Below are 11,879 nucleotides of genomic sequence, written 5' to 3'. Positions count from 1 at the left end.
GCTTTACTTATTGATTAAAAGTAATTTCACGCATCACAACTTTATTGTCCCATTTCGTATTCGCTGACTTAATATTAATCTTGATCTTAGAAGTCGATAACGTTTGATTCATGTTTACCGTGACCGTTTCACCTGCTGCTCGGTCTCCTGCACTCGTCCAAGGAATCGTATACTCGCTCGCCTGCTCATTCCAGCTCTGAGTCGTATTATCCCATGTAGACACTGTAAATGTTCGGAATCCCTGTCCAGTTCCATAGTTCGCTGCAAAAGAAATCGAAGAAACATTTCTTGGTTGAACGAAATTATAGGAAATATAAGCTCCTGCAGGAAGTGGATTCATGATTGTTGTCCATGAAGAACTATCACTTACACTATCTTGGTCAAATAACAGATTCAAATTATTCGGATTGAGATTGGTAGCCCAAGGCGTAAATGTAGGCGTAATCGTTAGTGTTGGACGGATGAGGCCTGGATAATTAACGGATATATTCGGCAAATCGCCATTTTTTATAACCGTTTCTCCACGTTGAAGCTTCTCTAGGTCCAGTGCTGAGATTGGCTCCCATTTAACAAATTCTTGGGTGACTACACCATCGTTATATGTCACGTTTGTATAAGATTTCGTTCCTGGCAAATTACGTTCAGTAAAGATCTGCCCTTCTTGACCCACAACGCCAGAAACATATGTTTTAAGAGTTAGGTTGGAATCGATCGCAAGGCTTGCATTGGCAACATTTGTGATTGCCAGTTGGGCTTCAGGAATCGATACGTTTCCGGTTGGAATTTTCTTATAAACCCTCACATAATCAAGACGGAACGTGTTTGGATAGGGTTTACTCTCCCATGGTCCTGTCCATCCACCGCCTCTCTTCTCATAGAGCGAGAAGAGTTGAATCATAGGATAATCAATCTTCACATTTTTTTCTCCGGTCTTCACACCGTCTACAAAGAACTCCATTTTATCGGGCGTCGAACCACTCCCGCCGCCTTCTACCCAATTAAACCCGTACGTGTGAAACTCCTTATGGTAATCCACATTGTTATTGGTATACGTAAAGCCACCGCCTTCAGGTCCAGTTGGATCATTCCAACGGTGAAAAGCAACTGGAACCTTATGAGCGTTATTTCCCAGAATCTCAAAGATATCGATTTCAGCGGATTCTTTCGGAACATCCTCGAATCCTAGCAACCACCAAGCCACATGACGTGATGAACCCGGCTGTCCCATCGCACGAATCTCATAATAGCCATATTGATTAATATGAGTGAGTTCTGTTTCCACTGGATTTCTAACGGTATTATTGCCATTCCAGTTATGAAGCGCATTACGGTTACCTGTCGTGAATCCAGAGACAACGGTTTGACCGTCAAACTCAGGAGCCCATGGTTGAGTATCTTTCTTAATTTGTAGCTTCATAAGTCCGTTTTCCATAACATAAGTCGGCTGTGCAGATTGCGGTGTCTTTGTCCATGAAGACAAATATTTATTTACCCATTTCCCTTGATTCAGCTGATTACCACCGAATTCTTCTTGGAAAATCATACGATAGCCAGGTTTATCTATTGGAGATAAATTCGTTTCCTGAAAAATAACATAATCTAATCCTGGCCCATTCTCTCCAGCAGGTGCATAGAATTTAATGGTGTTCTCCTGACCTGGAATCAATTTAACCGGGAGGGTCTCATTGTCATAACTAGTCCAACTTCCGCTATTCATGTCAGATATCTTCTGCGGAGCTTGATTGTTAACGGAGTACATCAGATTCCTTTGCTCACCTGATCGATAGCGGATATTCATATCGAATGTATTGCCTTGTGTAGGGGTGACACGAATAGTTAGACTGTTCGCTTCACCTTGATCTATAAAGCTGACGGTTTTACCTGAATTTCCGATAACATACTCTTCTCTTACAGTTCCCGTCTTTACCCCACTCTCCGCTTCAATTTGCTGTGAGAAAGCAGCTGCTTGGGCGAGAACGACTGGTGCCACGGCGGATACTAGCAACACGAGTAACGAAATTCTGAGACTACCTTTAACAGTTCTTAGCAACATTGAACTTCCTCCCTAAATTTCAAATTAAATTGTAAATCACCCTTTTACAGCACCTGCTACAACACCATCAATAATACTCTTTTGCATAATCAGATAAAAAATAACCAGTGGTAAGGTCGCTAATACGAGCATAGGGAAGAATGCTGTCCAGTTCGTAGAGAATGGACCTACGTTTTTATAAACTTCCTGAAGTAAAACGGCCTTATTAGGATCTTGCAAGAACAATAGCGGCGTGAGGAAATCATTCCACACAGCTAATGCATCAAGAATTGCTACCGTTGAAACAATAGGTTTCAGTAGCGGAAAGATGATACTCCAAAAGGTACGGAAGGTCCCGTATCCATCAATGGCAGCTGCTTCTTCCAGTTCAATCGGCACTGTATTGATGAATCCTCTGAATAAGAAAATAGACAAAGGCAAATTAATGCAGAATACGTTAATAAGAATAACCCCTGGTAACGTGTTCATTAGATGCATGCTTGAGATAATCTTATACAACGGAATAATGGCAATTTGAAATGGAATAATGAGTCCCACCATGAATATTGAGAACATCCACTTATAAATTTTCTTCTTACTTCTAGCGATAACATAGGCTGCCATAGAAGAAATAAGAATTAGCACGATAACAGCACTCCCCGTGATCAACACGTTGTTCAAAAGTGCTCTAGGGTAATTCATTGCATTGAAGGCGTTAATATAATTATCAAAAGTCAAATGCTTCGGTAGCCCCAAAGGGCTTATTGTCGCCTCTGTCTGTGTCTTAAATGTCGTCACAATCAGATAATAAATGGGCAATAGCATCATCGCTCCAACGATTGCATATAGGAGGTTAATTGCTATGCTACGGAGTCTCTTGGAGGTTATCATGATATTTTCTCCTCCCATTTGTTCAATAAGAACGTAATAATCTTACTTATGACAAATACAATGACAAAAAATACAACAGCAAAAGCAGAAGCATAAGCCGTTCGTCCACTATTGAACCCTTCTCGAATTAACGTAGTCATGATCGTCTCCGAAGCATAACCGGGTCCACCCTTAGTCATAGCAAACACGGCGTCGAATACTTTCAATCCACCAATCAAGCTCATTAGGATATTGAAGGAAGCAGCAGGATATAGTAGCGGCAGAGAGATATGACGGAAGCTCTGTGATTTACTAGCTCCATCGATTTCAGCAGCTTCATAAAGCGAGCTATCAATACTCTTTAAATTGGCGATATAAATGACCATGCTCCATCCTGTCCACTGCCACACTTGAGTAGACAATACCGAGTACAGAGCAATCTTCTCATTACCAAGCCAATTGACTGGACTACCTCCAAAGAAACGGATGATCGAGTTCAGAAGCCCATAATCGGCCGAAGTCATAATATACTGAAACAGAAAACCCACGACTAAGACACTCAGAACTGCGGGTAAGAAGAATATGGATTTCACCATATTAGCCATAATACTCTTGCGGGTAAGCAGTACTGCAAAACAAATAGCTAAGCTATTCTGTACGAGCGTAATCACCAAGGCATAAGTAACAGAATGCTTGATCGCTGCGATATTTTTCGTATCCGTAAATAATTGCACATAATTATCAAGACCAATAAATTTATAATTGGGTTTGTACACAGACCAGTTCGTCACACTATAAGCAAAACTCATTATAGTTGGCAAAATAAACAATAATACAAAACCTATAAAGGCAGGAAGTATCATAAAAAGAAAAACCCGGTCTCTTTTCTTAGCGTTCACTGTGGTTCGGACCTCCTTTTTAACGAGCGGAGAACAAAATAAAAACCAAGAAGCCTTCGTTCACCTGTTGGTTTTTATTTGTCTCTACTCTTTCATCCAGCTTATTTCAATGATTCACGCATCGTATCATTCACTTTGTCAGCCTCTTCTAAAGCCTGCTTAGGTGTCTTAATTCCTGCAAGCACTTCTTGTAGTGATTTACCGTAACCTTCAACAACTGGGTTCCCAGAAATCCAAGCCGCTGTCCAAGGAGCATATACATTACCTGCTTTGAAGGCTTCTTCACTATCTTTATAAATCTCACCTAAATCAATCTCTACACCCTTGAGGAATGAACTTCCTGCATTGTCTTTAATCAATGCTTGCTGTGCTTCAGGCGTTGCAGTCAACGCTAGAATTTCTAACGCTTCGGCTTTATGGCTTGTCTTAGCATTGATAGCCAATGCCGAACCTGGACCACCGATTAACCAACCAGGACCTTCTGTAGATCCAGGTATAGGGAACATTCCCAGTTCCATGTTAGGATTCTTCTCCATAATGGTATTCACTGCCCATGGACCACTTTCCCACATCGCAGCTTTACCCGTAGCGAACTCATCAAGAGCCTGATCATAGCTTAATCCAAGCATATCTTTAGTCAGAATACCTTCTGTTATGAGACTAGACCATTTCTCTACAGCAGGCAGCCAAGCATCAGCGAGCTTAACCTCTCCCGTATTAAACTTCTCATCAAAACCTTTGTTCTCAGCTTTGGAGTAAAAATCATTATTAACTAAACCTATACTTTGCTTCATCATAGGTTCCCAAGACTGTGCGCCCATCGTTTGCGGTTTCGTACCTTTGGCAAGAAGATCCTTTTGGATTTGAATAAACTGATCAAATGTTTTTGGAACTTGAATGCCGTTGTCGCGGAAGATCGCTTTGTTATAGAAAATACCTTCATACCAGCTTTGTAGTGGTGTAGCGAACACTTTTCCATTTACTGAATATGGTGCAAGACCTGCATCTGCATATTTTGATGGAAATTCTTCACCTGTAAGATCCATCAGGTATCCTGCGTTAGCAAGCAGTCTAGTCTCGCCTCCCACCTCAATAATATCTGGCCCTTGACCTGCTTGAAGCTGTGAATTTAATACATTATTGAAATTATCGAGCGCGACAAACTCAAAGATGACTTTGATGTTAGGAAGCTTCTCTTCCAGTAGTTTCAAGTAGGTTGCACGCGTAGTTTCTGCGTTGTAAGCCATAACACGGATCTCTACTTTTTTGTCAGATGCCTTTGAACCTTCTGTAGTAGCGTTGTTTGTACTAGTATCAGAGGACGCACTGTTACCACACCCTACTAACATAGATGGTATAATTGCTGTGCACATCATTAAAGAAATCCATTTCTTTTTCATTTCTTATTTCCCCCTTTAGATATAACTCTGAAAAGCTCTTTTCTTTCTCTATCTTATCAACTGTCTGGTACCTAGCAGAAGGAACTGTATTCCGCTTTTATATCAGTAAATTATTGTATATTGGTCTTCTGATATAGCTATCATTTTAACAATTGAAAGCGATTGCATTATATTACGATTAATCCTCAAAGTTCTAACACTTTATTACGTTTTAATTGCTATTTAGCAATTCTAAAATAACTGGACGGGCATCACTTGGCGTTAAAACCATAGACTCACCTTCACTCACCAGTGTACGACCTTCGAAGGACCAGGTACCTTTAGGAACCTCCACATGACGGCATATTTCTCCTTTTTCATAAATAGGTGCCACTAGTACGGTATCCCCTAACATAAACTGATCCGTGACGGATTCCATGCCTTGTCCTGGGAATTGGTACTCCATGTAACGGATGATTGGCTCCCCACTCTGAACAGCCTTATTATGGGCACATTTCCGTTGAACGTCGAACTGGTTACGCACACTCAGATGCTGCTTGATCTTCTGAAGATTGTCCGAGGACAAAACTCTCCACGGTGCGGCTGAGAACTGAATGGCTGGCATCAAGCAGGCAATTTCACTGTGGCGACAGAACAATTCTTCGTCCAGACCTCCGTCTTCCAATTCTTGAAAATTCAAATATTCGCCGCCTCCGACCATATCCGGACAGCTGAAAGGATGACCCGTAATGCCTTGCGCTAGGCTATCAGGGATCAATGCTGCTATCCCATTGTCACCCCACGAATGCTCTTTATCACATAGACGTTGGAATAAAGAACTTCCTCCTGCCCGAAATGTCACACGGTATTCATTCAAATCATACTTTGATCCATATTGCGCCCAAAGACGTGATTGCTCATCCGGCGTTACATTTCCAAAAGTGATATTGTCTGCTTGATAGTAAATACTATCGCCTGCATCAAATTTGAATCCCTTCACTCCTAGATTCTGCAGTCGCTTCAGTTGTTGATCTAACCATGCCACAGCCCCAGGATTGGAGAAGTCTAATACAGCAGAGCAACCATTCCACCATTCACAAATATAGGGCTTGCCATCGGCATTTTTTATCAATATATCAAGCTTGCGCGCTTCCCGATAAGCTACAGAATCCGGCGTAATAAACGGACAGACCCATACCATAACGGAAAAACCCATCTCATTAAGTTGATTTATAAATTGCTGCGGATGTGGAAACTTACCTGAATGAAAGCTCCAATCTCCGTAGTACTCACTCCAGCCATCATCAATCATAAATGCACCCGGCTCAAACCCATTTTGCACAATGTTCTCGGCATATTGCATTAAATCTTTCTCATTTTGGTTAAAGGTGAGTTCAATCCAGCTGTTGAATATAGGCTTGTCCCATAGTGTTTGTGCAAGGTTAATCTGCTCAAATGGAAAATGTCGTCTCATCGCACCCAGATAAGCACCTCGAAGTGTGTCTAAGCCACTTATTAGTGTAATATCATCTGGGCAGCTGATTGTACCCATATTAAATTGAATCACAAATCCGCTATCTCTCCATAAATAACGTCCCTTTGAAGAAACAAATAACGGCATCGCCTGATTAGGTGTTGGATTCTGCTCCATATTAAACTGAACGCACACATCCGACCCTATCGGCATATTTTTCCCCTCACTTACACAACCACCATACCAGTACTCATTCTCAAGCATTTGAATAATCATAAAAAGGCTTACCTCCATTCTGACATCAGATTACAGGAGAATAAGCCTTGATACAATGAACTGTTTTCTGTTTTTATAGCAATATATTACTTAGTTGCTCCCCTGAATTCATTGGGCGTCTGGCCTGTCGTTTTCTTGAATAATTTAGAGAAATAACTCGGGTTGTCATACCCCACCGTATAAGCGATCTCATAACTTTTCATATCCGTCGTCGTGAGTAGTTCTTTAGATTTATTCAAACGGATATCGGTCAGATAAGCCCACAGATTGTGCTGCGTCTCTCGTTTAAATAAGTAGCTGAAATAGTTTTTGCTTACAGCAAGATGTGCACATACTTCTTCCAATGATATATTGCGGTCATAATTATCTTGTAGATATTGAATCCCTGCCTCTACCAAACTGCTATACTTCGGTTTAGTAAGCTTACCTTCTCCCGAGAGCAAAAGTAACAAGCGATTCATAAATAAACTCAGTTCTTCGATGGTTGAAATCTGGGATATATCTTTATAGCTCATATTGAGTATGTATTGGAGTTCCACGATCAGCTTGTTTTCTGAGCTCAGCTTCTCCCGAATGATACAGAAGGCATTATAACAAAAGTCTATAAAAAGATGTAGTGAAGATGGGTCTGCTTTACCTGATAATAACAATACCTCGTCCAAGGTCTGTGCTGCCTGCTGAATATCGTTATGTTGCAATGCGGTTGTTATCGATTTACTAAACGGCATCAGATCGATTTGCTCAAACTGGGTTTCCACACAGTTGTATCCATATCCTAAAATAGGTTCATCCCCAATAAAGAAACTGAACCGACTTAAATGACGCAGGCGGTGATATAACTGAGGTAGTTCACTCATCTGTGTACCCATATGACTGAAACAAACATTAATGTCCATACGAATCTCTTCCGAGAAGAAAGTAACCATCTGCTCTGCACATAAAGGAAGCTGCTGCGCTTCACAATCATAAAGTATAGCCGTCCACTTATAATCCTCATAATCAAAAAGGACATAGCGTCCATAACTACTCATAACGTTAGTCATACGCTCCATAATATATGCCATTTGAGCATCCAACTGAAGATTGTTTTCAATATATTCATTTATAGAACGGTCACTCAGAATAAAATCAAATAAGGCGTAGGAAGTAAAATTAATCCCAAGATTAGAAGCACTTTTAGAAGCAGCAAGTGGGATCGTTCCTGTGTTCATATAGCGGAATACAACCTGTTTTTCATGCTGATGCCAATTCTTCGTTGCATTTTTCTCTTCTGCTTTTTTATTACTGATCTTCGCTGTTATTTTTTTTAACGTATTTTCGAGCTCAAACTCATCGACGGGTTTAAGAATATAATTAGAGCAACCGAGTTCAATCGCCTTTTTGACATAATTGAAATCCGCATATGCACTGATTAATATAAACTCCGTTTCTGGACTAGACTCTCTTGCCTTTTTTATAAAATCTAAGCCATCTAAACTTGGCATCTTAATATCCGTAATAATGATATCAGGATTTAATTTATAGAACTGACTTAGAGCCTCCGCTCCATTTTGTGCAGTCCCTACAATATGAATACCCATACTACTCCAATCTAAAATGCTCTCCATCATTCGGATAGATAAAATCTCATCATCCACAATCAATACGGATAACATATTTATCCCCCTTTCTCATTTGGGAATCGTGATGATAATACTTGTATTCATACCTTCTCTTGAAAAAATCTGGAGTCCTGCTTCAGAACCAAAACAGCTTTTTAGCCTTTGATTCAAATTCAATAAACCAATACTTTGATTTTGTTTATAGGTATCCTGACTGTGCAACATTTGGTTAATACGGTTCATTTCAGCAGTATCCACAATTAGTCCATTATTCGTAACTGCTATATATATTTCATGTCCCGCATCCTCAACAACAATGGTGATATGTCCTTCTTGGTGAGTCTGAAAGCCATGTTCTATCGCATTCTCGACCAGAGGTTGAATCATCAATTTAGGGACGGAGAAATATTGAAGATTATCGTCGCAATCTATTGTGTATGTAATTAGATTGTTAAACCGGATATTTTGAAGCAAAATATAGCTCTCTGTGTAGCTCAGCTCTTCCTTTAGTCCCACCTGCTCATAAGGATTATAAACAGAGTAGGAAAGAATTTTACCGAGCAAGGTTACGGCTCTTGATACAGACTCGACATCCCCGCATATAGCCATGGCCTTAATAGATTGCAGTACATTGTTAAGAAAATGCGGATTGATTTGGTGCTGTAGTACTTTAAATTGAGCAGTAGCGAGTCTTTTTTGTTCCTCAATAATTTCGTCTGTTAAACGATTAATATTATTCAACATATTATCAGCAGTGATTGCGATAGAGTTGATCTCTATACTTCTAGTTTCCTTAAAAGATACGTCTCTTCGTCCCGCCGCGATCTCATTAAACTTCTTAATCAAACCGTTCATAGGAACCAAAATTGATCGGGATATCCACCCAGACAAGAAAACAACTAAAATGCAAGCGATTACAATCATAACGATAACAAAGGTTGTATTGGTACTGCGCATCTGCTCAATTTCCGTAAGCGGCATAATACCAAGAATGGACCAGCCAGAAACCTTCGAAGTTTCATTAACTACCAAATAGGATACTGGATTATCCTTCGTCTTGGAAATAATAAAAGACTTCTGGTCCTTAGTTAAACTATGAGAGATCTCTAACTTTTGACTATCGGAAAGCCAGCTTTTATTTGAAAAGTAGACCGGGTTTATGCCATCAAAAATAGCAATCTGCGAGTTCCCTTTTCCACTGCTGTCCACCATAATCGGGTCAAGATTAAAATCACACATTAAATATGCTGGCTTAGAAATACTGTATTGGTTGGAATTTAGAATCGGAACGATAACCGATACCGTCTGTTTATTCTTATCATTGAGTAGATAATCTGTAGGATGGAAATTCGTGAACCGGAAATATTTATTACCCATTAGATTAGCATTAGTAAACCATTCCTGCGTCCCAAAATTATATCCCCTAACAGGGGAAGTTCCATAATAATATAAATATTCGTCATCATTGCCAATAATCAGAGCATTCGTGATATCGTTTAATACATCCAGTTGTTTAATCTTTGCGGCCACATTTCTTTGATTAAAGAGCTCAACCGAGTAATCCACTTCCTCTACACTATTTCGGTATGTTACCGCTTTCAGAATATCCGAATCATTTGCAACAATTTTTGATACATTGATAAGCTGCTCTAGGTAATTGTCACTTAATGATATATTAGCTTTCACAATCTTTTGTACATAGTCATAACTTTGCTTTTGATAGTTTGAAATATTGTAATTTAAAATGAGACCTCCAAAAATAACAATAAGAAGAATAAACACGGTGGAAAAGCTCAAAATTATTTGTTTACGTAAAGAGATTTTCATTTTACGTTCCCTTCTGAAAAACCAACTATATTCAAAAAACAAAAAACCCTATTACAAGGGTTTTTTGTTATGATGCGCGTGGAGGGACTTGAACCCCCACGTCGTGAAACGCTAGATCCTAAGTCTAGTGCGTCTGCCAATTCCGCCACACGCGCACACTGATAAAGAAATGGTGAGTCATGAAGGATTCGAACCTTCGACACCCTGATTAAAAGTCAGGTGCTCTACCGACTGAGCTAATGACTCATATAAATGGCTGGGGATATAGGATTTGAACCTATGGTGACGGAGTCAGAGTCCGTTGCCTTACCGCTTGGCTAATCCCCAAAACGGTTTCTCATTCGCTTGATTTTAAAAAATATGGTGCCGTCGAGAGGACTTGAACCCCCAACCTACTGATTACAAGTCAGTTGCTCTACCAGTTGAGCTACAACGGCGCATCCATATAACTTTCACGAACTTTTCAAGGTGGCTCGAGACGGATTCGAACCGCCGACACGAGGATTTTCAGTCCTCTGCTCTACCGACTGAGCTATCGAGCCATATTGGTTGCGGGGGCAGGATTTGAACCTGCGGCCTTCGGGTTATGAGCCCGACGAGCTACCGGGCTGCTCCACCCCGCGTCATTGATAAGCATATTAGATTGATAAATGGTGGAGGCTGAGGGGATCGAACCCCCGACCCTCTGCTTGTAAGGCAGATGCTCTCCCAGCTGAGCTAAGCCTCCGAATCTAGATTATAATGGTGACCCGTAGGGGAATCGAACCCCTGTTACCTCCGTGAAAGGGAGGTGTCTTAACCGCTTGACCAACGGGCCTTAATGGCTCCCCGAACAGGGCTCGAACCTGTGACAACTCGATTAACAGTCGAGTGCTCTACCAACTGAGCTATCAGGGAATATGGTGGAGCCTAGCGGGATCGAACCGCTGACCTCCTGCGTGCAAGGCAGGCGCTCTCCCAGCTGAGCTAAGGCCCCATATTGGGATATAAAAAAATACATGGTGGGCCCTGGTGGACTCGAACCACCGACCTCTCCCTTATCAGAGGAACGCTCTAACCAACTGAGCTAAGGGCCCTAATCTGTACACCTATATAATCTAGGCAAAAAAAAACCACATGATTAGTGGTATTCTGCTTGGCGACGTCCTACTCTCCCAGGACCCTGCGGTCCAAGTACCATCGGCGCTGGAGGGCTTAACGGTCGTGTTCGGGATGGGTACGTGTGGAACCCCTCCGCTATCGCCACCAAACAGGATCTTTGTGCTGCTTGTCTACTTTGTTAATACCACAACAAAATATCCATCCCTATAAAGGGTTTGCAACATAAAATCAGTACAAGGTTTAATCCTTGAAAACTAGATACGAATGAATTTGCAGTTCAAAACTTGCATTTGCTTCTGGAACCTAAATTCCAAAATATTAGGATAAGCCCTCGACCGATTAGTATTGGTCAGCTCCATGCATTGCTGCACTTCCACCTCCAACCTATCTACCTCGTCGTCTTCAAGGGGTCTTCCTAAT

7 protein-coding genes, 11 tRNA genes and 2 rRNA genes are annotated in these 11,879 nt (G+C 41.0%); all 20 read right to left on the bottom strand.

Annotation, left to right across the window (positions count from 1 at the left end; all coding sequences use genetic code 11):
* Nucleotides 1-7: 7 nt before the first annotated feature.
* The gene (locus tag PBAT_RS04770; protein WP_068647083.1) at nt 8-2,053 is read right to left on the bottom strand and encodes a hypothetical protein; all 2,046 of its coding nucleotides are present in this window, start codon (nt 2,051-2,053) and stop codon (nt 8-10) included.
* A 36-nt stretch (nt 2,054-2,089) separates the two neighbouring features.
* On the bottom strand, nt 2,090-2,923 hold the full coding sequence (locus PBAT_RS04765) for a carbohydrate ABC transporter permease (RefSeq protein WP_068647081.1): 834 nt from the start codon (nt 2,921-2,923) through the stop codon (nt 2,090-2,092).
* Nucleotides 2,920-3,801, bottom strand: coding sequence for a carbohydrate ABC transporter permease (locus tag PBAT_RS04760; protein ID WP_068647079.1), 882 nt, complete (start codon nt 3,799-3,801; stop codon nt 2,920-2,922). The genes PBAT_RS04765 and PBAT_RS04760 overlap by 4 nt, the downstream gene beginning before the upstream one ends.
* Before the next feature lie 101 nt (nt 3,802-3,902).
* A complete protein-coding gene (locus PBAT_RS04755) occupies nt 3,903-5,201 on the bottom strand; it encodes an ABC transporter substrate-binding protein (protein ID WP_068647077.1) in 1,299 nt (432 codons plus the stop codon).
* Between the two features lie 211 nt (nt 5,202-5,412).
* Nucleotides 5,413-6,930: a glycoside hydrolase family 31 protein gene (locus PBAT_RS04750; RefSeq protein WP_068647075.1), complete on the bottom strand. Its 1,518-nt coding sequence runs from the start codon at nt 6,928-6,930 to the stop codon at nt 5,413-5,415.
* A gap of 86 nt (nt 6,931-7,016) precedes the next feature.
* Nucleotides 7,017-8,585, bottom strand: coding sequence for a response regulator transcription factor (locus PBAT_RS04745; RefSeq protein WP_068647073.1), 1,569 nt, complete (start codon nt 8,583-8,585; stop codon nt 7,017-7,019).
* Nucleotides 8,586-8,600: 15 nt separating this feature from the next.
* Nucleotides 8,601-10,358 (bottom strand): cache domain-containing sensor histidine kinase, encoded by a 1,758-nt coding sequence (locus tag PBAT_RS04740; protein ID WP_068647071.1) that lies wholly within the window; start codon nt 10,356-10,358, stop codon nt 8,601-8,603.
* 73 nt (nt 10,359-10,431) lie between these two features.
* Nucleotides 10,432-10,513: transfer RNA gene (locus tag PBAT_RS04735), tRNA-Leu, on the bottom strand.
* A 15-nt stretch (nt 10,514-10,528) separates the two neighbouring features.
* Nucleotides 10,529-10,604: transfer RNA gene (locus PBAT_RS04730), tRNA-Lys, on the bottom strand.
* Nucleotides 10,605-10,611: 7 nt separating this feature from the next.
* A tRNA-Gln gene (locus PBAT_RS04725) sits at nt 10,612-10,685 on the bottom strand.
* 34 nt (nt 10,686-10,719) lie between these two features.
* A tRNA-Thr gene (locus tag PBAT_RS04720) sits at nt 10,720-10,795 on the bottom strand.
* Nucleotides 10,796-10,827: 32 nt separating this feature from the next.
* Nucleotides 10,828-10,900, bottom strand: a tRNA-Phe gene (locus PBAT_RS04715).
* A gap of 4 nt (nt 10,901-10,904) precedes the next feature.
* Nucleotides 10,905-10,981 (bottom strand) — tRNA-Met (locus PBAT_RS04710).
* A gap of 28 nt (nt 10,982-11,009) precedes the next feature.
* A tRNA-Val gene (locus tag PBAT_RS04705) sits at nt 11,010-11,085 on the bottom strand.
* Nucleotides 11,086-11,100: 15 nt separating this feature from the next.
* A tRNA-Glu gene (locus PBAT_RS04700) sits at nt 11,101-11,175 on the bottom strand.
* A 4-nt stretch (nt 11,176-11,179) separates the two neighbouring features.
* Nucleotides 11,180-11,255: transfer RNA gene (locus PBAT_RS04695), tRNA-Asn, on the bottom strand.
* 3 nt (nt 11,256-11,258) lie between these two features.
* Nucleotides 11,259-11,334 (bottom strand) — tRNA-Ala (locus PBAT_RS04690).
* A gap of 23 nt (nt 11,335-11,357) precedes the next feature.
* Nucleotides 11,358-11,434: transfer RNA gene (locus tag PBAT_RS04685), tRNA-Ile, on the bottom strand.
* Between the two features lie 57 nt (nt 11,435-11,491).
* Nucleotides 11,492-11,608, bottom strand: a 5S ribosomal RNA gene (gene rrf / locus PBAT_RS04680).
* 170 nt (nt 11,609-11,778) lie between these two features.
* Nucleotides 11,779-11,879 (bottom strand): 23S ribosomal RNA (locus tag PBAT_RS04675); the annotation flags it as partial.

This window comes from Paenibacillus antarcticus, assembly GCF_001637225.1.
Taxonomy (GTDB): Bacteria; Bacillota; Bacilli; order Paenibacillales; family Paenibacillaceae; genus Paenibacillus_AQ; species Paenibacillus_AQ antarcticus.
The sequence above is the reverse complement of the archived record's forward strand: the minus strand, read 5'-3'. Positions and strand labels throughout refer to the sequence as shown.

Bases quoted from the DNA above. Each gene is read 5' to 3' on its own strand.
- PBAT_RS04770 (WP_068647083.1), bottom strand. From the start codon at position 2,053: ATGTTGCTAAGAACTGTTAAAGGTAGTCTCAGAATTTCGTTACTCGTG.
- PBAT_RS04765 (WP_068647081.1), bottom strand. From the start codon at position 2,923: ATGATAACCTCCAAGAGACTCCGTAGCATAGCAATTAACCTCCTATAT.
- PBAT_RS04755 (WP_068647077.1), bottom strand. From the start codon at position 5,201: ATGAAAAAGAAATGGATTTCTTTAATGATGTGCACAGCAATTATACCA.
- PBAT_RS04750 (WP_068647075.1), bottom strand. From the start codon at position 6,930: ATGATTATTCAAATGCTTGAGAATGAGTACTGGTATGGTGGTTGTGTA.
- PBAT_RS04745 (WP_068647073.1), bottom strand. From the start codon at position 8,585: ATGTTATCCGTATTGATTGTGGATGATGAGATTTTATCTATCCGAATG.
- PBAT_RS04740 (WP_068647071.1), bottom strand. From the start codon at position 10,358: ATGAAAATCTCTTTACGTAAACAAATAATTTTGAGCTTTTCCACCGTG.